This is a genomic window from Actinomycetota bacterium, from assembly GCA_014360645.1.
Lineage (GTDB): Bacteria > Actinomycetota > Geothermincolia > Geothermincolales > RBG-13-55-18 > Solincola_B.
This window is the reverse complement of sequence record JACIXD010000011.1, coordinates 59,143-83,068: the sequence shown is the minus strand read 5'-3', so window position 1 is coordinate 83,068 and position 23,926 is coordinate 59,143. Positions and strand designations below refer to the sequence as shown.

The window sequence follows — 23,926 nt, the reverse complement described above, 5'->3', positions numbered from 1 at the left end:
GCTATCATTTACCCTGAATTATCCTTTAGGGGATGAGAGAGCATCCCCGTGCGAGGAGGAAAAAGCCCCTCGCCGCTCCGCGGCGGGCGGTAGAGAACGGGAGGAGCGCGATGCGCAGGCAGGCGACGGCGATAATGCTCAGCCTCCTGCTGGCGGCGGCGATGCTGCTGGCGGTGGGCGGAGGGGCATCCACCGCCGATCCGGTACAGGACAAGAAGAGCGAGCTGGAGCGGATCAAGAACGAGGTGCAGAGCATCGATGCCCAGCTCGAGTCGGTCACCGAGCAGTATAACCTCACAAACCTGCGTGTGGGGCAGACGCAGGCAAGGATCGCCCAGAAGGAGAGGGAGATAGCCGCCCTCACCGCCGAGCTCGAGAACCGCAAGGACATCCTCGGCCAGCGCATGCGCGAGATCTATAAATCGGGGAATGCCGACATCCTCGAGGTGATCACCGAGTGCAGGACGATGGACGACCTCTACACCAACCTCGACCGCGCGCGGCGCATCGGCGGAGGGGACGTGGAGATCATCGCCTCCGTGCTCAGCGCCCGCGGGCAGGTGGAGGCGGCGCGCGCCGAGCTGGAGGCGCAGCGGGCGGAGCTGGACGCGGCGGTGGCGCAGCTGCAGGCGCAGAAGAGCAGGATCGAATCCGAGCTGCAGCGCAGGAGAGAGCTGATGTCCGGGGTGGAGGCGGAGGTAAACCGGCTCATCGCCCAGGAGGAGGCCAACCGCGCCGCGGTCAGCACACCCCGCCAGACGGTCTCCCGACCCATCCCCCCTCCACCGCCCCCTCCTCCCTATGCTCCGCGGGTGGTGCAGGTAGCCTACCAGCAGCTGGGAAAGCCCTACCGGTACGCGGGATCGGGTCCCGATGTGTTCGACTGCTCCGGGCTGGTGATGTACTGCTACGCCCAAGTGGGCATCAGCCTGCCCCACAGCTCGTATATGCAGGCGCGGTGCGGTGTCCCGGTCTCCTATTCCGACCTCCAGCCCGGCGACCTGGTGTTCTTCCACGGCTACGGGCACGTGGGCATGTATATCGGGAACGGCCAGTACATCCACGCCCCCCGTACCGGGGACGTGGTACGCATAGCGGACCTGGGCAGGCGCAGCGATTTCTGCGGCGCGGTACGGATAATCTAGGCTGTTGCCGGAAGCGCGCGGCGCCTCGCGGATGGCGCCGTAGGCCCGTCCGGCGCGGATCTTTCCAGGGGGTTTGAGCAATGGGTTCCACCGCCGTCTTCTACGATCCCATCTACCTCGAGCACGACACGGGCTTCGGCCATCCCGAGCGCGCGGAGCGCCTCGAGGCCGCCATGGACATGCTGCGCGAGAGCGGTCTCGCGGACAGGGTGCGCATGCTGTCTCCCCGCGACGCCACGGTGGAGGAGATAAACCTCGTCCATCCCGTGGGCTACATCGAGATGGTGAGGAAGACGGCGGAGTCGGGAGGTGGATGGCTGGACGCGGATACCCACGTGAGCCCGCGCTCCTACGCGGCGGCGCTGCGCTCCGCCGGAGCCCTGCTGGACGGCCTGGAGAGGATCTTCTCGGGGGAGATCGCCAACGCCTTCTGCCTCGTGCGCCCCCCCGGCCACCACGCCACGGCGGGGCGCGCCATGGGCTTCTGTCTCTTCAACAACAACGCGGTGGCGGCGAGGTTCGCCCTGCAGAGGCTCGGCGTCTCGCGCGTGTTCATCCTGGACTGGGACGCCCATCACGGCAACGGCATCCAGGACATCTTCTACCAGGACGACCAGGTCCTCTATGTCTCCCTGCACCAGTATCCCCATTACCCTGGGAGCGGCTCGTCGGGGGAGACGGGGGCGGGCAAGGGCAAGGGATATACCGTCAATTTCCCCCTCCCGGCGCGCAGCGGGGAGGAGGTCTATCTCGCGGCCTTCGACCGGGTGATACTCCCTATCGCCGAGCAGTTCCGGCCGGAGCTGGTGCTCGTCTCCGCCGGGTATGACGGGCACTTCAGCGACCTCCTTTGCTCCATGCTCCTGCGCGGCAGCTCCTACGCCGAGATGACCGGGCGCCTCAAGGACCTGGCCGAGAGGCACTGCGGGGGCAGGATGCTCGCGGCCCTGGAGGGGGGATACAACCTGGACGGGATAGCGGTCTCCATCGCCGACACCATAGCGGTGATGGCGGGAGAGGATATCAGGGTGGAGGAGGACCTCGGGGGCAGGACCCTTCCCGAGCCCTCCACCAGGGGCATGGAGGTCATAGAGGCCACGCGCCGGGAGCTCTCCCCCTTCTGGAAGCTGTGAAGGGGCGGCGGGCCCGACCGCTTTACCGCCCGGCCGCCGGTCCCGGGGGAGAGGCGCGATGGAGGCATCCCCTTCCCCGCTCTGTGTTATATTTATCCTGAAGGACGACGCTTGACGGCCCGGCGTTAGGGGGAAGGATGGACATCCAGAGTCTTCTACAATACATGGTCGAGAAGCAGGCTTCCGACCTGCACATCAAGGCCGGAGGGCCGCCGTATTTCCGCATCGACGGGCGCCTGGTGAAACCGGACTTCCCGCGCCTTTCCCCCACCGACACCGTGGAGGCGGCCTACGCCCTCATGAACGAGAAGCAGGCCAAGAAGTTCGCGGAGCGCAACGAGGTCGATTTCGCTTACAGCATCGCCGGCCTGGGCAGGTTCCGCGCCAACATCTTCAAGCAGAGGGGAACGGTGGGCATCGCCATCCGCAGGGTGCTCACCACCTCCGTGCCCTCCTTCGAGGAGCTCGGCCTGCCGCCGGTGCTGCGGCGCCTGGCCATGGAGCGGCGCGGCCTGATCCTGGTCACGGGACCGGCGGGAGCGGGCAAGACCACCACCTTGGCGGCGATAATCGATTACATCAACACCAACGACCAGGTGAACATCATCACCATCGAGGACCCCATCGAGGTCCTGCACGTGGACAAGAAGAGCATCATCCACCAAAGGGAGATCGGCACCGATACCGAGAGCTACGCCGATGCCCTGAAGTACATCACCCGCCAGGACCCCGACGTCATCCTCATCGGGGAGATGAGGGACCCGGAGACGGTGACGGCGGCCATGAGCGTGGCCATGACCGGCCATCTGGTGCTCTCCACCTTCCACACCATCGACACCACCGAGACCGTCAACCGCATCATCGACTTCTTCCCGCCCCAGCAGCAGAAGCAGATCAGGCTCACCCTCGCCAGCGTGCTCAGAGGGGTCGTCTCCCAGCGCCTCCTGCCCCTCAAGGACCACAGCGGAAGGGTTCCGGCCGTGGAGGTGCTGGTGATGACGGGCCGCATGGCGGAGGCGCTCATCAACGAGGAACCCACCACGGTGATGCGCGAGATCATCGCCGAGGGTGAGTTCTACGGCATGCAGACCTTCGACCAGTCGCTGGTGGACCTCTACCGGTACGGGCTCGTCGAGTACAAGGTGGCGGTATCGGCGTCCACCAGCCCCCACGACTTCAGCCTGGCGGTGAAGCAGCTCGGCCTGGAGGTCGAGGAAGACCTGCTCTCGCGGTGAGCCGCCGCAGGGAAACCGGACGCGCTCCCGCCCGGGACGCATAAGGCGTGATATATAATCGGGGCATGTCTCTGTCGCGATTGCGCCTGGCCGCGGCGGCCGCCCTAGCCGCCCTAGCTCTCCTGGCCTTCTACCTGGCCATGAGGGAGGTGGGGGCTGCCGCACGTGCGGGAGATCCCGCCCGCGGTCTATCCTGGCGGCCCGCCGGACCCGAGGACCTTTTCCGGGGGACGGGATGAAGGTCCTCATCCTGGGGGCGGCGGGCAGGGCGGGGCGCGAGGTCGCCGCGCGCGTAGCGAGGCTGCGCGGAGTGTCGCGCCTCTATCTCGCGGACCGGGACGCGGAGGCGCTCTGCAGGGTGGCCTCCGACCTCTCCGGATCTCCCTCCAGCCCACGCTTCCTGGATGTAGGGGACGAGGATTGCCTGATGGAGAGGGTCCGCGAGGCAGACGTGGTCATGGGCTGTACCGGCCCCTCCCATCTCCACGAAGAGCGCATAGCCAGGACCGCGCTCATGGCGGGGCGCGACTATATCACCCTGTGCGACGAGCCGGAGGCGACGCTCGCGCTGCGGCGGCTCGGCCCGGAGGCCGGGAAGAAGGGCGTGAGGATACTGTGCGGGGCGGGATTGACGCCGGGGATATCGAACCTGCTCGCATGCCGCGCGGCGGCCTTCATGGATGAGGTCCGTGCCGTGTCCATCGCCTGGTGCCTGCTGCTCTCACCCGACCTCGGCGCCGCCACCATGGCGCATCTCCTGCACGCGTGCGGGGGAAAGGCTCCTGTGTGGAGGGCGGGGCGTGGTAGCGGGGAGCGCTGCGGGGGATGGCCCAGGGCGGAGCATTTCCCTCCTCCCCTGGGATGGCGGCAGGTCTCCCACCTCGCGCACCCCGAACCCTTTTCGCTGCCCGCGGCCCTTCCCGGCGTCAGGGAGGTCGATTTCCGGGCCGGGTTCGGAGAGGCGGGCACGGACCTCTTCATGCATGCCCTGGCCTGGCTGTGCGACGGAGCGGAAGAGGCGTGGCTGAAGCGGGAGATCCTCCGCAACGCGGCCTCGGCCCTCGCCGGGCGGCGCAGGGGCGGGCCCCTGTCCGCGGTTATCGCCAGGGCGGAGGGGATGTCCGAGGGGGCGCCCCGGACCAGGGTGCTGGCGGTGGCGGGGGACTATTACGGCCTCACCGCCGCCATGGCGGCCGCCGCCCTCGAGGAGTGGATCGCGGGCCCGGACTGGGCGGGCACGCTCTTCCCCGAGCAGGCGCTGGACCACCCCGCGTTTTTCTCCCGTCTGGCGGCGGGGGGAGTGCGCATCCTCCTGGGAGAAGCGGGTGGAGGAGGCCGGGAAAAGGGGACCATCGCCCCCCTCTCGGCCTGAAGGAACCCGAGAAAGATGGATGCTATGGAAGAAACAGGTAATATGCCGGCGCACGGACCGGCGTACGATGCCGGTGGGGGATGCGGGGTAAGGCGGATGCGCCTGCCGGGGCATGGCCGTGACCCGAGGGACACGGTCCGGGGGTTCAGGAGCGGGACTTCGGAGACGAAAAGACGGAGAGGAGAGAGTACGCCTGCGGGCCGTGCCGCGCTCCTGCCGCGGCTTTCTCAACCGGTCATACGCGAAGGCGGGAAGGAGGTCGAAGGGTCTTGAGGATACTGGTGACGGGAGGCGCGGGCTTCATAGGGTCCCATCTCTGCGAGCGGCTGGTGGATGAGGGGCACGAGGTGATGTGCCTGGACAACCTGAGCACGGGTGACCCGCGCAACCTTGAAACCCTGCAGGGACACCCGCGTTTCCGCTTTATCCTCGCCGATGCCACCTCCCCCATCAACCTCGCCGTTGAGCGCGTGGCGCACCTCGCCAGCCCGGCGAGCCCGGTGGATTACGGGCGCCTCTCGGTGGAGACCATGCTGGTGAACTCCCTCGGCACCTATCAGGCCTTGGAGCTGGCGCGCAAGAACGGCGCGCGCTTCCTCCTCGCCTCCACCTCCGAGGTCTACGGAGACCCCCTGGAGACGCCGCAGGGCGAGGAATACCTGGGCAACGTGAACCCGGTGGGACCGCGCGCGTGCTACGACGAGTCCAAGCGCTTCGCCGAGGCCATCACCGCCACCTACCGCAGGCTGTACGGCCTGGAGACGGTGATCCTCCGCATCTTCAACACCTTCGGGCCGCGCATGCGACGGGAGGACGGCAGGGTGGTCCCCAACTTCATCCTCCAGGCGGTGGCCGGAGAGCCCCTCACCGTGTACGGCGACGGGACCCAGACGCGCAGCTTCTGCTATGTTGACGACCTGGTCGAGGGCATACTCCGGGCCCTCTTCACCGACGCCGCGGTGGGAGAGGTGATCAACCTGGGCAACGACAGAGAGATGACCATCCTCGAGTTGGCGGAACGCGTAAGACGACTCACCGGCTCCTCCTCGGAGATCACCTTCAATCCCCTCCCCGAGGACGACCCCCAGAGGCGCAGGCCGCGGCTCGACAGGGCACGCGAGATCCTGGGCTGGGAGCCGCGGGTGTCCCTGGAGGAGGGCCTGCGCAGGGTGGTGGAGTGGTTCAGGGAGCATCCCGCCTGAGGGGGCCTGATCATGGAGGACATCGCAGCCAGGTACCGCGAGATCCGGCGCTCGCGCTCCGATCCCGGCACCTTCTACGGCCTTCTGGGCATGGAACTGCGGGAGTTGGAGGAGGGCAGGGCGCTGTTCACGCTGCGGGTGGACGAGAGGTTCTTCAACGCGGGCGGGGTGGTCCACGGCGGGGTGTTCGCCTCCATCGCCGACGCGGCCGTCGCCGCCGCCCTGGCCACCCTGGTGGACCACGACAGGGAAAACATCGCCACGGTGGAGATGAAGATAAACTATCTTGCCCCCTCGCGCGGCGGGGAACTGGCGGCGGAGGGCAGGATCATCCAGCGGGGCAGGTCGGTGGCGGTGGGTGAGTGCACGGTCAGCGATGGCGAGGGGCGTATGCTGGCCAGGGCCATGGCCACCTTCCTCATCCGCGCGCGCTCCGGCGCGGGTTGAGGGACTGAGACCCTCAAACCCCGGCGCCGAGCCTCCAGACCCGACGGAGCGACCAGGTATCGGCTCCCTCGTCGTAGCTGAGGAGGTAGAGGTCCCCGTCGTCGGCCCTTACGCGGAAGCAGGCATACCTCGCTCGGCCCGCCTCTTCCTCCTCGAACCAGCTCCCCTCGATGTCCATGACCATGAACTCACGGTCGTGGAGGAAGAAGCTGAGGGGCCTCTCGTTGAGCTTGAAGCCCGAGTAGCACTTGACCGTGAGGGGCATCTCCGTCAGCTCGCTCACCACTGAGGGGATGTGCGTCGATTCCGGCAATTCCCGTTCTCCTGAACAGATCGAAGCATACCGTACGGCAGATTAATATATCACAACCGCGTCCCGAATCAAGCCCCCGGAGATGGCGCGGCCGCGGACGGTCAGTCGCGCTGCGAGCCGGGAGGGGACTGGGCAAGCTCCTCGGATACCTCCAGATCCTTGCCGTTCCCGAAATCCGCGGTGGTGAGCATCCCGGCGGGGTTCCCGGCGATGAAGTCCTCCACCATGCGCCGCGCCTCCTCGTCCGAGTACTGCACGGGAGGGGATTTCATGAAGTAGGCGGATGGGCCGATGAGGGCACCGCTCATGCCGCGGTCCATGGCCAGGCGGCAGCAACGGATGGCGTCGATGACGATACCGGCGGAGTTGGGGGAGTCCCAGACCTCCAGTTTGAACTCGAGGGACATGGGCACGTCCCCGAATTCCCTTCCCTCGAGGCGGATATAGGCCCACTTGCGGTCGTCCAGCCAGGCCACGTAATCGCTGGGGCCGATATGCACGTTCTCCCTGTCGATGTTGTGGTTGAGCTGGGAGACCACGGCGTCGGTCTTGGAGATCTTCTTCGATTCCAGCCGCTCCCTCTCCAGCATGTTCATGAAATCCATGTTGCCGCCGATGTTCAGCTGCGCGGTGCGGTCCAGGATGACCCCGCGGTCGTTGAAGAGCTTCGCCAGCACGCGGTGCACGATGGTCGCCCCCACCTGGGACTTGATGTCGTCGCCCACGATGGGCAGGCCGTACCTGCGGAACTTGCCCTGCCAGATCTCCTCCCGGGCCACGAATACGGGGATGCAGTTGACGATCCCGCATCCCGCCTTGAGGGCTTCCTCCACGTAGAAGTGGGTGGCCTTCTCGCTTCCCACCGGGAGGTAGTTCACCAGCACGTCCACTTCGTGCCTGGCCAGAGTCTCGGCCACGTTCACCGGCTCGCTCGGATCCTCCTCCACCACCATGCGGTAATACCTGCCGAATCCGTCCAGGGTGTGCCCCCGGTAGACGGGAGCGCCGAGACGGGGCACGTCGCATATCTTTATGGTGTTGTTCCTGCCGCTGACGATGGCCTCTGAGACATCCTTGCCGACTTTGTCCGCGTCCACGTCGAAGCCGCACACCACCTCGATGTCGCGGATATGGTAGTCGCCCACCTTGACGTGCATGAGGCCGGGTATCAGGTCGCCTTCCCGCGCCTCCCGGTAATATTCGATACCCTGTACCAGAGATGAGGCGCAGTTGCCCACGCCCACTATGGCCACCCGTATCTTCTTCATCTGCGGACCTCCCGTAAAACCCCTATATCCATCCCGCAAAAGCGGTGATCGCCGGTACTGTCGTGAATATCAAGCCTGTATAGGCGTAGCTTTCTCCAGCGGGCCCTCCTCGATGACGATCTTCCCACCCCCCTTCTCTTCCTTCAGGGTCGCCTCGCGCTCCTTCTTCATCTCCTGGATGTGCAGCCTCTCCTGCGCGATGAGCTCCTCCAGCCAGACGATATCGCTCTCCAGCTGCTCCTGGCGGTGGCGGTAAAGCCCCTGCCGGTAGCTGTCGGGCTCCCTCTCGCGCGCCTTGCCGGCGCCGCTCATCTCCTTCAGCCTCTCCTCCAGATAGTTCCTCCGCCTCTCCAGCAGCCACAGCCTCAGCTCGGGTTCCATGTACTGGAAAAAGGCGAGGCGGAGGCTGAACTTGTCGCCGTCGGTTATCTCGGACTTCTTGCGGGTGTCCACGAGAAGCCTCTGGAAGGTCTCCTCGCCCTCGGGCGTGATGCGGTAGACGTAGCGGTTGCGGGTCTTCTCCTTCACCGTGTACGCCTTCTCCACCGCGTTTTTGGCCTCCAGCCTCTTCAGGGCGGGGTATAGCGAGCCGTAGCTTATCTTCCAGAGGTGTCCGAGGAGATAGGAGAGCCTCTTCTTGAGCTCGTAGCCGTGCATGGGCTTTTCTTTCAGCGCTCCGAGTATGGCCAGCTCCAGCACTTTACAACCTCCTCTTCCGCCCCTAAAATCGTGCGCGGGGCGGAAAACAAATATCAATCCGATATATCTTTACGATATATCTATTCGATATATTAAGGGATGGTCCCTCCCGCCACAAGCCCCAACATGTAGGGTATCGGGACCCGCATGATCCGCAAAACGTCTCTTTCTGCCGCCTGACCATGCAGACCTGGGCTCGAGGCGGCGAGAGGGAGGCGGACATGTTCGAGGGCGCGGGAAAGGCTCCGGGGCACGGCTCCCGCCGCTCAGAGCCGTCCGTGATCGCGCAGATACCCCTCGATATAGTCACGCACCTCGGAGGCGGAGCGGTAGATCCCGAAGTGTCCCTCGCAGAGGATGTCCGCCTCCAGGGCCAGGAGCTTGCGCATGGACCTCTCCCAGGCATCCAGGTCGGAGCCGAAGGAAGCATAAAAGGGCCCGTGGATGTCCTGCCCGAAGAGCACCCGGTAGAGGCCGTTGTTCACCAGGAGGGAGATGGAGCCCGGAGTATGTCCGGGGGTGTGGATCCAGCGCAGGTCGGAGGCTCCTCCCGCGATGACGCCTTCATCCCCCGAGAGCTTGTGCTTCACCGCGAGGGGCGCGAGGTCGATCCCGTACCAACTGGCGGCGGTGCGGCGGTCATCGCCCTCCTCCACCGCCGGCGCGTCCAGCTCGTGGATGGCCAGGGGCACGCCGTGACGTTGGGAGAAAAAAGAGGCTCCCCCCACGTGGTCGATATGGCAGTGGGTGAGGACGACCAGTTTCAGGTCTCCCGGGCCATACCCCAGCGCCTCGAGGTTGGCGGCCAAACGGCGCACGGACCGGCCCGCCCCCGAGTCGATGAGCACGGGGTATCCCAGGTCCACTAAATAGATGCAGCAGTCATCGGGGGAGGTGAGCTCCGGCCCCCCCACCTGGTAGACACCCTCGCATATCTTGAAAGGCTCCATACCCATCACCTCTCGTGAAGACCGCCCAGACCTCCAGCCAAGATTATAGCTCACGGCCGGAGCGGGGGACATGACGGCGCGCGGCGGCGGGTCGAGTCGGAAAAAGGGCGACCCCGCCCGCGACGTCTCCGGTATGCGAAGGGCGCCGGATGCCCCTCATGCGCCAACGGGCGGCATCCCTCCCGAGAGCCGGCGCGGAGACGGGGCGCGGGGCACGGCGGCGACGGCATGGGCATGGGGCCTGGGCTGGAGTAAGATGGATATATGAGCGGTGCCGCCGCTGCTGCTACTATAGTATCTGCGAGGACGCGGAAAGGAAGGGAACATGGCGGTAGTCCACAGAAGGCTGGAGTTCGAGACGGAGGGCAACGCTCATATCGTCGAGATCACGGAGGAGATCGGGAAGATGCTCCGCGCCACCGGTCTGCGCAGCGGCATCATGAACATCTTCGTGCCGGGAGCGACGGGGGCGGTCACCACCCTCGAACATGAACCCGGCGTATGCCGGGATTTTCAGGAGCTGTTCGATTTCCTCGCTCCCCCGGACCGCGATTACCATCACAACCGCAGGGGGGTGGATTCCAACGGCCATTCCCACGTGAGGGCGGGGCTGCTCGGGCCCTCCCTCACCGTGCCCTTCGAGGAGGGGGTGCCCGTGCTGGGCACCTGGCAGCAGGTGGTGTTCATAGATTTCGACGAGGTCCCCAGGGAGCGCTCCCTGGTGATAACCTTCGTGGGGGAATGAGGTCCCACTTCGGGGGAAGGAAATGCACGATTTCAGGTTTAGGGACGGGGAGCTCTACTGCGAGGGGGTGCCGCTGCGGCGCATCGCCGAGGAGGTCGGCACGCCGTTGTATGTATACAGCCGCAATACCCTAAGGGACCATTACCGACGCCTCGACGAGGCCTTCTCCTCCCTTCCCCACCTCATCTGTTATTCCGTGAAGGCCAACTCCAACCTGGCGGTGCTGGCCACCCTGGCGGAGGAAGGCGCGGGGGCGGACATCGTATCCGGAGGAGAGCTCTATCGCGCCCTCAAGGCGGGCATGAGGCCGGAACGGGTGGTGTACGCGGGGATCGGCAAGACGCGCGAGGAGATGGAGTACGCCCTGCGCTCCGGGATACTGATGTTCAACGTGGAATCGGAACTGGAGCTGGAGGCCCTGAACAGGGTGGCGGGGGAACTGGGCAGGAAGGCCTCGGTGGCCCTGCGCGTCAACCCCGACGTGGATCCCGAGACCCATCCCTACATCGCCACCGGGCTCAGGGAGGCCAAATTCGGCATCGGCATAGAGGATGCCGTGGAGGCCTACGGCAGGGCGGCGTCCCTCGCCAACCTGGAGGTGGTGGGCGTGCACCAGCACATAGGCTCGCAGATCACGCAGGTAGAGCCCTTCAGGGAGAGCCTCACGCGGGTGGAAGAGCTGGTGGAGCGCCTACAGTCAACGGGCCTCGATATCCGGTACATAAACATCGGCGGGGGGTTCGGCATCCCCTACCGCGGCGAGGAGGTGCCCTACCCGCGCGACTACGCCCTCGCCCTCGAGCCCGTGCTGCGCCGCTCGGGATGCACGGTGATCATGGAGATCGGACGCATGATCGTGGGCAATGCCGGGGTGCTGCTGTCGCGGGTCCTCTACCGCAAGCGCACGGGAGAAAAACGCTTCCTGGTGGTCGACGCGGCCATGAACGACCTCATCCGACCCAGCCTCTACGGCGCTTTTCACGAGATAGTGCCCGTGGAGGAACGCGAGCGGCCTCTGGAGAAGGTGGACGTGGTGGGGCCGGTCTGCGAGTCGGGGGATTTCCTGGCCCGAGACAGGGAGGTCCCCGCCCTCGAGCCGGGCGAGCTCCTGGCGGTGATGAGCGCGGGCGCCTACTCCTTCGCCATGTCCTCCAACTACAACTCGCGCCGGCGCGCCGCGGAGGTGATGGTGGACGGCGAGCGCTACGCGGTGGTGAGGGAGAGAGAGAGCTACGAGGACCTGGTGCGCGGCGAGCGCGTCATGGGCTGAAGGCCGCGGGCTCCCGCTTCGGGAGCCGCGCGCCGGGAGGGGAGGCGTGACACGGGGCATATGGAGGTGAGCTGCCATCGCGAATCGGGCTTCCAGCATTGGCGTCGCGCACAGCGGAGAGCATAGAGACCCGCCCCGCGCGCCGTTCTTCTTCCTGGACATCGACTCCGGAGAGCCGCCCGAGGCCCTGGTCTTCGCGGCGGGGGTCTGCTCCGAGGGGAGGGACGACGCCGGGAGGGAGGCGCGGAGCTACGCCCTTTCCCTGGCTTCAGATTTCTTCCGCCTCAAGGGCGGGGAGCTCAGGGTCTCGGATCAACGCCTGGTTCTCCAGAGCATCTGCCGCCATATCCACCGCCACCTCATGGGGGAACCGGGGGGAGCGGGACTCGATCTCCTGCTGGTGGCAGCCGACCCCTCCCGGCTCTATGCCGCCCGCAGTGGCGGAGGAGCCCTCTTCCTCTTCCACGCGGAGCAGGGACGGGCGGTTCTGGCTCCGGGGGCGGGTGGGGCGCTGCTGGGCACGCCGGGAGGCGAGCGGGTCGAGGTGCAGGAGGCGCCCCTCGAGCCCGGTGACATGGTGGTGTTATGCGGCCCCTCGGCGGCGGCGGTGATGGGAGAGCGGGACATCACCCTCATCCTGCGGCGCGCGGCCGACCCCGACAGGGCCGCGCTGTTCCTCTCCGCCATCGCTGAGCGCAAGGGGGCGGAAAGCCCCTTCACCGCCCTGGTCTGGGAGGTGCCCAATTACCGGGGCGCCGCCATGCTCACCGCGGAGGAGCCCCAGGAGGATAAAGGCGGGCGGGAGACGTCTCCGCACGGGGAAGGCGAGAGAGCGCCGGAGGCGGAAGGCGAGGTCTCGCATGCGGATCAGGCCAAGAGGCAGTGGCTGAGCAAGTGGAGAAGACGCAGGGAGTGAGCTACTTCTTCTCCCACTTCTCGAGGTAGGCCACCTGGGAGAGGGTGGACCCCGCCTCGATCTCCGCCCGGAGGCGGTTCTCCTTCTCCAGCACGTCCATGGCGCGGTTGGTTATCTCCACCACCTTGTCGCGAGGGATCACGATGACCCCGTCGTCGTCTCCCACTAACCAGTCGCCGGGGAAAACACGCCTTCCTCCCACCTTCACCGGCACGTTGATCTCCCCGAAACCCTTGGGCTCGCCAGCGGTGGGAGTGATGAGGCGGGAGAAAGCCGGAAACCCCAGGGCTCGGATCTCCACCGTATCCCGGATGGCGCCGTCGACGACCACCCCGGCAACCTTTTTCTGCAGGCAGCTATGGGTGGCCAGTTCACCCCACAGGGCGGGGCCGAGGCCGCCGGCGTCGATGACGATGACGTCCCCCTCTTCCGCCAGGTCTATGGCCTCCACCGGCTTCGCCCAGTCCCCGGGATAGGAACGTACGGTGAGGGCGGGCCCCACCATCTTGAGACCGGGGCTTATGGGCATGATGCCCTCCAGTTCCCCGGAACGGTGCATGGCGTCGGAGATGTTGGGAGTGGAGACGCGCTGCAGGATCTCCCGCACGTTGGCCAGGTCCACGCGCTTGTAGAGGTCGGTACGCACCGCCTCACCGCTCAGCATGGCCTGCTTGATCTCCTCCGCGGCGCGTCGGGCGTCCTTGCTCTTGATGATGGCCCCGCCCACGATGACGATGTCCGCGCCGCAACGCACCGCGGTGGCCGCGGTCTCCGAGTTTACCCCCCCGGCCACGGCCACGGGAATACCCACGGAGTTCGCCACCACCTTGAGCCTCTCGAAGGGGTCGCCGCCCCTCATCTGCACATCTATGGCGGTGTGTACGGCGATGTAATGGGCCCCGGAGGCCTCGGCGGCGCGTGCCCTCTCCACCGGGTCGCCCACCTCGATGAGGTCCACGATGATCTCGGCGCCGTAATTGTTGGCCGCCTCCACGCACTCCTTGACCGTGGCGTCGGAGGCCGCTCCCAGGACGTCGATGATGTTGGCCCCGGCCTTGGCCGCGGCCTCCACCTCCGCTCTCCCCGCGTCCATGGTCTTCATGTCCGCGACGATCACGCGGTTGGGAAAGCGGCGGCGCAGCTCGCGCACTGCGTTCAGCCCCTCGCTCTTGATGAGCGGGGTGCCGGCCTCGATCCAGTCCGCGCCCCCCTCCACAGCCTCCTCGGCCACCTTGAGGGCGCGCTCGAGGTCCACGAAGTCCAGGGCTACCTGCAACACGGGATGCTTAAGTTTCATGGCGCCCTCGATTATATCATGTATGGGGTCAGCCCCGGACATGGGACATTTATCGCTGGCATAACCGGGACGCCGCAAGACAGAAGACGCAGGCGCACATGCGGCGTCTCACGCTACTTTCCTTCGTCCATTTCTCTCCGTCCCTCGCGCCGCAAGACAGAAGATGCCGGCGCACGTGCGGCGTCGGCCCCGGAAAAAGGGGCGTTCATGCCTCGGGCCGCCCGCGGGCGACGATGACGCCGGCAGGGGTGTTCGGCGCGGATGCCGTATCGTCTCGGCGACGCTTTCCGGGTAGAAAAAGATCGAGAGACCACCCTGTCATCCTGACAACACAGCCAGGTTCGAAAATAACGCTCATCTCCAACAAATGCGGGTAACCGGCAGGCCACAAATGAACCCGTAACGTACACCTCCCTTTTAGATGCTGTTATGGGTAAAGGGCTTATGTCGTTGCTTTATCGCTGCCCACACTTCTGGGAGTAGAACCGAAAAAAAAGAAAGATGATCTCCCAGATCTTCGATCTGGGCAAGGGAGAGCGGGACACGTCATTTCCCTGCTGTTAGAATAGTCGTGACCGGTTTCGCGGCGGGAGCGCCGTAGGGGGATCGGTTATGCATCCACCCCGGGGCGCGTTCTCAAGGGGAGCGGGCGGCGCCGAGGCGGGCCGCCCGGAGGCGGAGGAAGAGATGAAGAACGGCAAGAAGATCATCAGGGTTGGCCAGATCGGGTGCGGCACCGTGGGTTCAGGGGTCTACCGTATCCTCATGGAAAACGGGGAAGTGATATCCCGGCGTACCGGTTGCGAGATCGCGGTGAAGCGCGTGGCGGTGAGGGACCTCTCGGATCCCCGTTACGTGGAGGTCCCCGAGGGCGAGTTGACCACGGACGCCCTTGAGGTCATACGCGATCCCGAGGTCGATATAGTGGCGGAGGTCATTGGAGGGGTGGAGCCCGCGCGCACCTTCATCCTGGAGGCCATCGCATGCGGCAAGCACGTGGTCTCCGCCAACAAGGAGCTCATGAGCACGCACGGGGAGGAGATCCTCTCCGCCGCCGAGGAGGCGGGGGTGGACGTGGCCTACGAGGCGAGCGTGGGAGGGGCCATCCCCATCCTCCTGCCCCTCAAGTACAGCCTGGCGGGAAACAACGTGGACAGCATCCTGGGGATCGTCAACGGCACCACCAACTACGTGCTCACGCGCATGAGCGAGGAGGGGCTGTCCTTCTCGGAGGCATTGCGCAAGGCCCAGGAACGGGGATACGCGGAGGCCGACCCGAGCGCCGACGTGGAGGGCAGGGACGCGGCGGCCAAACTGGCCATACTCGCCTCCATGGCCTTCAACTCCCGCGTGACCCTCGGCGATGTCTATACCGAGGGCATCTCGGCCATCACACCCGACGACATGAGGTTCGGGCGCGATCTGGGATACGTCATCAAGCTCCTGGCGGTGGCCAAGGACGAGCCCGACGGCATCAGCGTGCGCGTCCATCCCACCATGATCCCCAAAGACCATCCCCTGGCGGCGGTGAGGGACGAGAACAACGCCATCTTCGTGTCCGGGAACGCATCGGGCGAGCTGATGTTCTACGGTAAGGGAGCGGGATCTCTGCCGGCGGCGAGCGCGGTGGTGGGAGACATCATCACCATCTCCCGCAACATGCTCACGGGGGGGCGCATGGTGGGATGCACCTGCTTCTACCGCAAACCCCTCAAGGACATGGCCGAGGTGGTCTGCCGCTATTTCATGATCTTCGACGCCCCTGACCGGCCGGGCGTGCTGGCGAGGATCGCGGGGGTGTTCGGCGACAACGGGGTGAGCATAAAGTCGGTGATCCAGCACGGCATGGGGAGGGAGGCGCGCATCGTGCTCGTGACCCATGCGGTGAAGGAGAGGAGCATCCGAGCCACCCTGAAGGGTCTGGAGGAGCTGAGGGCGGTCAACCGCATCGCCAGCGTCATCCGGGTGGAGGACCGCGAGCCGGAGGAGGGCGAAGGGGGCTGAGGGCCCGCGTCGGGATGGCGGGCGGCGGAGCCTGCCCGCTAGATGCCCGGGCGTGGGCCCGACGTACGGGCGGACCCGCGGGCATCCCGCGACCCGCCAGATGTTCGGGGGGCCGTGCGAGCACGCGGCGCGGCCGGCGAGGAGGAGGAAAGACTTGGCTTCCGAGTGGAAAGGCATAATCGACGCCTACCGGGAATTCCTCCCGGTGACCGAGGGAACGCCGGTGGTGACCCTGCGCGAGGGCAACACCCCCCTGGTGGAGGCGGGGTACATAAGCAGGCAGCTGGGGCTGGAGGTGTTCCTCAAGTGCGAGGGCCTCAACCCCACGGGCTCCTTCAAGGACCGCGGCATGACCGTGGCGGTGAGCAAGGCCCTGGAGGAGGGGGCCAGGACGGTCATCTGCGCCTCCACCGGGAACACCAGCGCCTCGGCGGCGGCCTACGCCGCGCGCGCGGGGCTGGGATGCGCGGTGCTCATCCCCGGGGGCGCCATCGCCCTGGGGAAGCTCGCCCAGGCCCTCATACACGGCGCGGTGGTGATCGCGGTGGAGGGCAACTTCGACCAGGCCCTCAAGCTGGTGCGGGAGATAAGCGAAGAATACCCGGTGGTCCTGGTGAACTCCCTCAACCCCCACCGTATCGAGGGGCAGAAGACGGGGGCCTTCGAGATATGCGACGCGCTGGGACGCCCGCCCGATTACCATTTTATACCAGTAGGCAACGCGGGAAACATCACCGCCTACTGGAAGGGGTACCGGGATTATCTCGAGGCGGGACGCATCTCCGCCCTCCCGCGCATGATGGGGTGGCAGGCGGAGGGCGCCGCTCCCATCGTACGGGGAGAGGTGGTGGAGGAACCGAGCACCATCGCCACGGCGATCAGGATAGGCAACCCGGCGAGCTGGGAGAAGGCGGTGGCGGCGGCCCGGGATTCGGGAGGGCGCATCGACATGGTCTCCGACGAGGAGATCCTGGATGCCTACCGCCTGCTGGCGGACCGCGAGGGGGTCTTCGTGGAGCCGGCCTCGGCGGCGGCGGTGGCCGGGCTCTACAAGGCGTGCGCGCGGGGAGAGGTCCCGCAGGGGTCCACGGTGGTGTGCGTGCTCACCGGGCACGGGCTCAAGGACCCCGGGCTGGCGGTGGAATGCGTCCAGGAGCCGCGGGCGGTTCCGCCGCGCAAAGAGGAGATACTGGAGATACTGGGGCTGTAAGGGGATGGCGAAAAGGGGGCGTCGGAATTGAAGTACGTGGTCCTGGTGCCTGACGGAGCGGCGGACAGGCCGCGGGATGAACACGGGGGGATGACCCCGCTGGAGGCGGCGCGCACCCCCAACATGGATTTCCTGGCCAGGGAGGGGATATGCGGCACGGCGGTCACCGTGCCCGAGGGCATGACGGCGGGAAGCGACGTGGCCAACTATTCCCTCCTGGGATATGACCCGCGCCGTTACTACAGCGGCCGGGGACCCCTGGAAGCCGCCAGCATGGGGATCGAGCTGGGACCCGAGCAGGTGGCTTTCCGCTGCAACCTGGTCACCGAGAAGGGAGGCAGGCTGGTGGACTACAGCGCCGGCCATATCACCACCCGGGAGGCCGCAGAGCTCATCCTCGCCCTGCGCGATCGTCTGGACGACGAGTTCACCTCCTTTCACCCCGGCGTCGGTTACCGCCACCTGCTGGTGCTCAAGGGCCTCAGGCATCTCGAAGACCGCTGTTTCCCGCCCCACGACGTGGTGGGGAGGGAGACGGAGGATATCCTGCCCGTGGGGCCGGGGGCAGCCCGCCTCAACGGCCTCATGCGCCTCTCGCGGCGCCTGCTCTCAGAGCACCCCGTGAACAGGCGCCGGGTCGCCGATGGCCTCCCGCCCGCCAACCTCATCTGGCCCTGGGGGCAGGGACGCACCCCGGAGCTCCCCTCCTTCACCGGGAGGTTCGGGCTGCGGGGGGCCATCATCACCGCCGTCGACCTGTTGAAAGGCCTGGGGAAGCTGGCGGGGTTGGAGGTGGTGGAGGTGCCCGGCGCCACCGGATACTACGATACCGATTACTCCGCCAAGGCGGCATATGCCAAGGAGTGCCTGCGGCGCTTGGATCTGGTGTACATACATGTGGAGGCGCCGGATGAGGCGGGCCACGAGGGCAACTGGCAGGAAAAGGTAAACGCCCTCGAGCGCATAGACGAGCTCATCCTGGGGCCGCTACTCGACGAGACGGTGCGCTCAGGGGAGGACTTCGCCTTCCTGCTGGCGCCCGACCATCCCACCCCCCTGGAGGTGAGGACCCATGTGCCGGACCCCGTCCCCTTCGCCATCTACTGCTCCACGGCGGCTCCGGACCGCTGCCGGGCCTTCAGCGAGAGGGCGGTGACGCAGGGGACCTACAGCGGTTACGAGGGATGGAAATTAATGGAGCTGTTCCTGGAGAAGGCGGGCGGGATACGGGCCTCCGCCCCCGTGTGATATATTGAGATCATAGAACGGATCAGGATCGGAGAGCGGATCACGAGATCCTTCCCGCGCCCGGAAGCCCGCTACGCGCGGCGCCGGGAGGATGCGAGCGGAGTGTAGATAGCGATGCCTGCGAGGATATTTCCCGTCACCAAGTCGCCCGTGGTGTTGGCACACGTCTCCGATTTCCACATCGGTTCCTACCATTTCGTGGCCAACCTCATGAACCGCTGCATACTAGAGCTCAACGAGCTCCAGCCGGACATAGTGGTGGTGACGGGAGACCTGACCAACGAGGGGTTCCGGCAGGAATACCTCACCGCCAAGTCCTACCTGGACGGCCTGGAATGCGAGCGGGTGCTGGTCATCCCCGGCAACCACGATTCCCGCAACGTGGGTTACCTGCACTTCCAGGAGCTCTTTGGCCCCCTGTTCCAGAGCCTGGAATGGTGCGGGGTATACGTCATGGGGATGGATTCCAGCGAGCCGGACCTGGACTCGGGACAGATCGGGAGAGAAAAATACGCCAGGATCGTCGATTATTTCCAGGCCGTGGACGGCTTCAAGGTCTTCGCCCTCCACCACCACCTCCTGCCGGTGCCCGGGACGGGAAGGGAGAGGAACATCGTCTTCGACGCTGGCGACGTGCTGGAGCTGCTGGTGTACGCCGGCGTGGACCTGGTCCTCACCGGTCACAAGCACGTGCCCTACGTCTGGAGGCTCGAGGACCTCTACGTGGTGAACGCGGGCACCATCTCCTCGCTGCGCCTGCGCGGGAACACCAAGCCCTGCTACAACGTGATCGAGATAAGGGAAGACCTGGTGAAGATCTTCCGCAAGTACCCCTTCGGGGGGCGCGACGTGATCGCCCAGTTCGGCGTGGGAGTGAACGACACCCAGAAAGGGCTCTCCGGGGTGGTGCGGGAGATAATCGGCTCCGATCTATAGGGCCCGCCCCCAGGGAAAGGCGGGTCTCCGGCGGGCGGCGTCAATCCCTACCCGAGGGGCGGGCCGCATCTCCGGTGATGGATACGGCCGGCGGCGCGAACAAAAGGCGGATCACAGGGCGCGCGATGCTTCCGTGGTCGGGGGCGGCCGCACGCGCCGCGCGCGGATGGAAAGCCGGGAGGCGAGATGGAGATCGGACGGAGTGCGAGAAAACGTGCCTTGTTCCTGGTGGACGGCGAGCACCATCCCGACACCGTGCGCGACGCGGTGCGCGTATTGGCGGAGAGGGAGAGCCTGGAACCCCTGGCCCTTTATTTCCTGGGTGGCGCCGAGAAGCTGAGGGAGGTCTCGGAGATGGCCCTGGAGGGATGCGCCCTGGTGGTGCCCGAGGACCCTCTGGGTGAATTTGGCAGAACGCTCGAGGAGCTCTCTCCCGACGTCGTCCTGGACCTCAGCGACCTCCCCGTCATCGGTCCGGCGCTGCGCATGCGCATGGCCGCCACGGCGCTCGCCCACGGCGCCGCCTACCGGGGGGCGGACTTCGAGTTCAGGCCCCCGCGCCGCGAGCGCATCCTGGCCCGGCCTTCCTGCGCGGTGATCGGCACCGGAAAACGCTGCGGGAAGACGGCGGTGTCGGCGGAGATGGCGCGATACCTGGCGCGCACGGGGAGGGAACCGGTGGTGGTGGCCATGGGCAGGGGAGGGCCTCCCCGTCCCTACGTGGTGGAGCAGGGGGCGGTGGACGAGGAGTACCTCCGGGGGGAGCTGCGGAAGGGACTGCACGCCGCCTCCGACCACTACGAGGACGCGCTGGTGTCGGGGGTGATCACCGTAGGCTCGCGGCGCTGTGGGGGAGGCATGGCGGGAGAGCCCTTCGTGACCAACGTCTCGGAGGCGGCCGCGGTGGCGGACGGCCTGCCGGGGCAGGTGGTCATCGTGGAGGGAAGCGGGTCCAGCGTCCCGCCGGTGCATACCCACGCCACGGTGTTGGTCATCAGCGCCGCGCAGGATGTGGAGGAGGCGCTGGGATACCTGGGTGCATACCGGCTCTTGATTTCCGACGGGGTTATCATTACAATGGCCGAAGAGCCTTTCGCGACTTCCCGAAAAATCCAGGAACTCCGCGAGAGGATAGAGTGGATAAGTGGCGATGTCGTTGTCTTAAACACGATTTTCAGGCCTCATCCCTTGAAACCCATCCGCGGCAGGAAGGTCTTTCTGGTTGCGACCGCGCCCCACGAGGCTGAGGGACTGCTGGAGGAACACCTGCGGGACCAGGAAGGCTGCGAGGTGGTGGGGAGCAGTTTCAGCCTCTCCCGGCGGGACCGCCTGGAGAGAGACCTCGAGGGCGCCGGGGAGGCGGAGGTGGTGCTCACCGAGCTCAAGGCGGCCGCGGTGGAGGTGGTGGCGGAATACGCGCGGCGTTACGGCAAGGAGCTGGTCTTCTTCCATAACGTGCCGTTTCCCGCCCGCCCGGATGGAGACCTGGAGGGGTTTTTCGAGGCCATGTGGGCGAAAGCGGTGGACAGATCATGACGCGGGAACGAGAGGAAGAGAGGAAAAGAAAGGGCCGCATAACCATCCTCGATGAGGAGCGCCATCGGGTCCCCTTCTCGAAAGGGCTGACGGCCAACGCCATCATGGCCTCGGGCCTGTCGCCGGGCAGGGCCTACACGGTAGCCTCGGACATAGAGGAGCATCTCTTCCGCGAAGGCAGGCTGGAGATCCAGGCCAAGGAGCTGCGCAAGCTCATCTACAATTTCCTCAACGAACGCGTGGGGGAGCACTACGCCGTCAACTACTGGCGGTACATCTCCTTCAGCAGCCTGAACAAGCCCCTGGTAATCCTCATCGGCGGCTCCACCGGCGTGGGAAAATCCACCATAGCGACCATGCTCGCTACCAGGCTCAGCATCGTGCGCATCGTCTCCACCGACGCCATTCGGGAGGTCATGCGCGCCTTCTTCTCCCGCGAGCTCATGCCCACCATCCATACCTCCTCCTTCGATGCGGACACCGCGCTCATTCATCCCCTGCCGCCGCATATCGACCCCGTGGTGGCGGGATTCCGGGAGCAGAGCCTCTCGGTGCTGGTGGGGGTGAGGGCGATCATCAACCGCGCCTTGAAGGAGGGGACGCACATCATCATCGAGGGGGCGCACATCGTGCCGGGTTTCATAGCGCCGCAGCAGTTTCCCGACGCCTTCATCGTCCCTCTGGTGGTCACGGTGAGCGACGAGAGGATGCACCGCAGCCACTTCTTCATCCGCGAGGTGGAGACCCAGGGCACGCGTCCCTTCCAGCGCTACCTGGAATATTTTGAGAATATCCGCAAGATCCAGGACTACATCGTGCACCTGGGTAAGGTGAACGGGGTAAAGGCGGTGGAGAGCGTGAACCTGGACAGCGCGGTCTCGGAGGTCGTGGATTACGTGATCAATACCGCTTACGAGATGGCCAAGAAGGATATAGCGACGGCGAAGGTAGAGCACCTGGTCTGACGGCTTGACACGGAGGAGGGAGATGAAGCTTTTCCTGGACACGGCCAACGTGGAGCATATCAGGGAGATCAACGGCTGGGGTATCCTGGCGGGCGTCACCACCAATCCCTCTCTGGTCTCCAAAGAAGGGCGGAGCATGCGGGAGTGCCTGGAGGAGATCGCGGCCATCGTCTCCGGACCCGTCAGCGCCGAGGCGGTGAGCATGGACACCCAGGGCATGCTGCGCGAGGCGCGGGAGCTGGCCGCCATCGCCGATAACATAAACGTCAAGATCCCCATGACCCCCGAAGGCCTGGCGGCGGTGAGCGCGCTCTCGCGGGAGGGGATCAAGACCAACGTCACCCTGGTGTTTTCTGCCAACCAGGCCCTGCTGGCCGCGGCGGCGGGAGCCACCTTCGTCAGCCCCTTCGTGGGCAGGATGGACGATATCGGCAACCGGGGGATGAAGGTGGTGGAGGAGATCGTGGACATCTTCGACACCTATTCCATACCCACCCAGGTGATCGCCGCCAGCCTGCGCCACCCCATGCACGTCACGGAGGCGGCGCTGGCGGGCGCGCACATCGCCACCATCCCCTACGAGGTCATGGTGAAGATGGTCCACCATCCCCTGACCGAGATAGGGATCGAGAGATTCCTGGAGGATTATGAGAAGATCAAGAACCTTTAAGAACACCGACAACCAGAAAGCGGACAACAGGGAAGGAGGTGACAGAGTGGAGAAGACACTGGAAAGGGAGAACCTGGAATCCATGCTCCTGGTGGACCTGCAGGGCCTCGCCCGCGAGATCGGGCTGACCGGGATCACCGGCATGCGCAAGCAGGAACTCATCGAGAGCATCCTCGCCCGTAAGGCGGAGGACGAGGGCCTGTTCATCCGCACCGGGATCCTGGATATCCTCCCGGAGGGATACGGCTTCCTGCGCACGCGGGGCTACCTGCCGAGCGAGGAGGACATCTACGTCTCCCTCTCCCAGATCCGGCGCTTCCACCTCAAGCGCGGCGACGAGATCACCGGGCAGGTACGCCCTCCCAAGGACAGCGAGAAGTACAACGCCCTGCTGCGCATCGAGAAGGTCAACGGCGACAACCCGGAGGTGTGCAGGGAGCGTAGGCAGTTCGAGCAGCTGACGCCCCTCTTCCCCCTGGAGCGCCTGCGTCTGGAGACTCCCGACGAGGTGACGGCGCCGCGCATCATCGACCTCATCGCCCCCATCGGCAAGGGGCAGCGCGGGCTCATCGTGTCCCCTCCCAAGGCGGGAAAGACCACCATCCTCAAGCAGATCGCCAACAGCATCACCTTCAACAACCCCGAGGTGAAGCTCATCGTGCTGCTGGTGGACGAACGCCCGGAGGAGGTCACGGACATGGAGCGCTCCGTGAACGGCGAGGTGATAAGCTCCACCTTCGACCAGCCTTCGGACAACCATATCCAGGTGGCGGAGCTGGTGCTGGAAAGGGCGAAGCGCCTGGTGGAGCACAACCACGACGTGGTGATACTCCTCGACAGCATCACCAGGCTGGCGCGAGCCTACAACCTCGCCACCCCCACCAGCGGGCGCATCCTCTCCGGAGGGGTGGATTCCACCGCCCTCTATCCGCCCAAGCGCTTCTTCGGAGCGGCGCGCAACATCGAGGACGGTGGGAGCCTGACCATCATCGCCACTGCCCTGGTGGAGACGGGGTCCCGCATGGACGAGGTCATCTTCGAGGAGTTCAAGGGCACCGGCAACATGGAGCTGCACCTGGACCGCAAGCTGGCGGACAAGCGCATCTTCCCGGCCATAGAGATCGACAAGTCGGGGACGCGCAAGGAGGAGCTGATCATGGCTCCCGAGGAGGCGCAGGTGGTGTGGAAGCTGCGCCGCGTGCTGCACGCCCTGGACCCCAGCGCGGCCATCGAGCTGCTCATAGACAAGATACGCAACACCAGGAACAACGCCGAGTTCCTGAGCGAGATCGCCAGGTCACCGATTTCCTGAGGTGGGGCGAAGAGGAAGGGCGGGAAACCCTTCCTTCACCGCAAGGATTTCAC

At 65.8% G+C, this 23,926-nt stretch carries 22 protein-coding genes; 17 read left to right on the top strand and 5 right to left on the bottom strand.

From position 1 onward, the window contains the following. Window positions 1-110 precede the first annotated feature (110 nt). The 6 genes from H5T74_10725 (at window position 111) to H5T74_10700 (ending at window position 6,534) form a co-directional block, all read left to right on the top strand. Window positions 111-1,145 (top strand): C40 family peptidase, encoded by a 1,035-nt coding sequence (locus H5T74_10725; protein MBC7230848.1) that lies wholly within the window; start codon window positions 111-113, stop codon window positions 1,143-1,145. A gap of 80 nt (window positions 1,146-1,225) precedes the next feature. Next, complete coding sequence (locus H5T74_10720) at window positions 1,226-2,278, top strand: histone deacetylase (GenBank protein ID MBC7230847.1); 1,053 nt, start codon at window positions 1,226-1,228, stop codon at window positions 2,276-2,278. 137 nt (window positions 2,279-2,415) lie between these two features. Then, window positions 2,416-3,513 (top strand): type IV pilus twitching motility protein PilT, encoded by a 1,098-nt coding sequence (locus H5T74_10715; GenBank protein ID MBC7230846.1) that lies wholly within the window; start codon window positions 2,416-2,418, stop codon window positions 3,511-3,513. 235 nt (window positions 3,514-3,748) lie between these two features. Further along, window positions 3,749-4,885 carry a saccharopine dehydrogenase NADP-binding domain-containing protein gene (locus H5T74_10710; GenBank protein ID MBC7230845.1) on the top strand — a complete coding sequence of 379 codons (1,137 nt, stop codon included), beginning with the start codon at window positions 3,749-3,751 and terminating at the stop codon, window positions 4,883-4,885. 269 nt (window positions 4,886-5,154) lie between these two features. After that, on the top strand, window positions 5,155-6,087 hold the full coding sequence (locus tag H5T74_10705) for an SDR family oxidoreductase (protein ID MBC7230844.1): 933 nt from the start codon (window positions 5,155-5,157) through the stop codon (window positions 6,085-6,087). A 12-nt stretch (window positions 6,088-6,099) separates the two neighbouring features. Next, window positions 6,100-6,534: a PaaI family thioesterase gene (locus H5T74_10700; protein ID MBC7230843.1), complete on the top strand. Its 435-nt coding sequence runs from the start codon at window positions 6,100-6,102 to the stop codon at window positions 6,532-6,534. A 13-nt stretch (window positions 6,535-6,547) separates the two neighbouring features. Here the strand turns inward: H5T74_10700 and H5T74_10695 are convergent, their stop codons facing one another. The 4 genes from H5T74_10695 to H5T74_10680 form a co-directional block, all read right to left on the bottom strand. Beyond that, window positions 6,548-6,847, bottom strand: a complete 300-nt coding sequence (locus H5T74_10695; GenBank protein ID MBC7230842.1) for a hypothetical protein — start codon at window positions 6,845-6,847, stop codon at window positions 6,548-6,550. A gap of 101 nt (window positions 6,848-6,948) precedes the next feature. After that, the gene (locus H5T74_10690; GenBank protein ID MBC7230841.1) at window positions 6,949-8,115 is read right to left on the bottom strand and encodes an inositol-3-phosphate synthase; all 1,167 of its coding nucleotides are present in this window, start codon (window positions 8,113-8,115) and stop codon (window positions 6,949-6,951) included. Between the two features lie 69 nt (window positions 8,116-8,184). After that, window positions 8,185-8,814 (bottom strand): PadR family transcriptional regulator, encoded by a 630-nt coding sequence (locus H5T74_10685; GenBank protein ID MBC7230840.1) that lies wholly within the window; start codon window positions 8,812-8,814, stop codon window positions 8,185-8,187. Between the two features lie 266 nt (window positions 8,815-9,080). Then, window positions 9,081-9,770 carry an MBL fold metallo-hydrolase gene (locus H5T74_10680; protein ID MBC7230839.1) on the bottom strand — a complete coding sequence of 230 codons (690 nt, stop codon included), beginning with the start codon at window positions 9,768-9,770 and terminating at the stop codon, window positions 9,081-9,083. A gap of 319 nt (window positions 9,771-10,089) precedes the next feature. Here H5T74_10680 and H5T74_10675 point away from each other — a divergent pair, with 319 nt between their 5' ends. The 3 genes from H5T74_10675 (at window position 10,090) to H5T74_10665 (ending at window position 12,695) form a co-directional block, all read left to right on the top strand. Next, a complete protein-coding gene (locus H5T74_10675; GenBank protein MBC7230838.1) occupies window positions 10,090-10,509 on the top strand; it encodes a YjbQ family protein in 420 nt (139 codons plus the stop codon). A 22-nt stretch (window positions 10,510-10,531) separates the two neighbouring features. Further along, complete coding sequence (gene lysA, locus H5T74_10670) at window positions 10,532-11,779, top strand: diaminopimelate decarboxylase (protein ID MBC7230837.1); 1,248 nt, start codon at window positions 10,532-10,534, stop codon at window positions 11,777-11,779. A 361-nt stretch (window positions 11,780-12,140) separates the two neighbouring features. Next, on the top strand, window positions 12,141-12,695 hold the full coding sequence (locus H5T74_10665; GenBank protein ID MBC7230836.1) for a hypothetical protein: 555 nt from the start codon (window positions 12,141-12,143) through the stop codon (window positions 12,693-12,695). A gap of 1 nt (window position 12,696) precedes the next feature. Here the strand turns inward: H5T74_10665 and H5T74_10660 are convergent, their stop codons facing one another. Beyond that, window positions 12,697-13,992 (bottom strand): orotidine 5'-phosphate decarboxylase, encoded by a 1,296-nt coding sequence (locus H5T74_10660; GenBank protein MBC7230835.1) that lies wholly within the window; start codon window positions 13,990-13,992, stop codon window positions 12,697-12,699. A gap of 687 nt (window positions 13,993-14,679) precedes the next feature. Here H5T74_10660 and H5T74_10655 point away from each other — a divergent pair. The 8 genes from H5T74_10655 (at window position 14,680) to rho (ending at window position 23,873) form a co-directional block, all read left to right on the top strand. Next, window positions 14,680-15,996 carry a homoserine dehydrogenase gene (locus H5T74_10655; protein ID MBC7230834.1) on the top strand — a complete coding sequence of 439 codons (1,317 nt, stop codon included), beginning with the start codon at window positions 14,680-14,682 and terminating at the stop codon, window positions 15,994-15,996. A gap of 100 nt (window positions 15,997-16,096) precedes the next feature. After that, window positions 16,097-17,206 carry a threonine synthase gene (locus tag H5T74_10650; GenBank protein ID MBC7230833.1) on the top strand — a complete coding sequence of 370 codons (1,110 nt, stop codon included), beginning with the start codon at window positions 16,097-16,099 and terminating at the stop codon, window positions 17,204-17,206. A 27-nt stretch (window positions 17,207-17,233) separates the two neighbouring features. Continuing rightward, window positions 17,234-18,454, top strand: a complete 1,221-nt coding sequence (locus tag H5T74_10645) for a cofactor-independent phosphoglycerate mutase (GenBank protein MBC7230832.1) — start codon at window positions 17,234-17,236, stop codon at window positions 18,452-18,454. 114 nt (window positions 18,455-18,568) lie between these two features. Beyond that, window positions 18,569-19,390, top strand: a complete 822-nt coding sequence (locus tag H5T74_10640; GenBank protein MBC7230831.1) for a metallophosphoesterase — start codon at window positions 18,569-18,571, stop codon at window positions 19,388-19,390. Between the two features lie 186 nt (window positions 19,391-19,576). Next, entirely contained in the window at window positions 19,577-20,926 is a 1,350-nt protein-coding gene (locus H5T74_10635; GenBank protein MBC7230830.1) for a 2,3-diphosphoglycerate synthetase, read from the top strand. Further along, the gene (locus H5T74_10630; protein MBC7230829.1) at window positions 20,923-21,891 is read left to right on the top strand and encodes a zeta toxin family protein; all 969 of its coding nucleotides are present in this window, start codon (window positions 20,923-20,925) and stop codon (window positions 21,889-21,891) included. The genes H5T74_10635 and H5T74_10630 overlap by 4 nt, the downstream gene beginning before the upstream one ends. A gap of 22 nt (window positions 21,892-21,913) precedes the next feature. Further along, entirely contained in the window at window positions 21,914-22,561 is a 648-nt protein-coding gene (gene fsa, locus H5T74_10625) for a fructose-6-phosphate aldolase (protein MBC7230828.1), read from the top strand. Then, window positions 22,539-23,873: a transcription termination factor Rho gene (gene rho, locus H5T74_10620; protein ID MBC7230827.1), complete on the top strand. Its 1,335-nt coding sequence runs from the start codon at window positions 22,539-22,541 to the stop codon at window positions 23,871-23,873. The genes fsa and rho overlap by 23 nt, the downstream gene beginning before the upstream one ends. Window positions 23,874-23,926 lie beyond the last annotated feature (53 nt).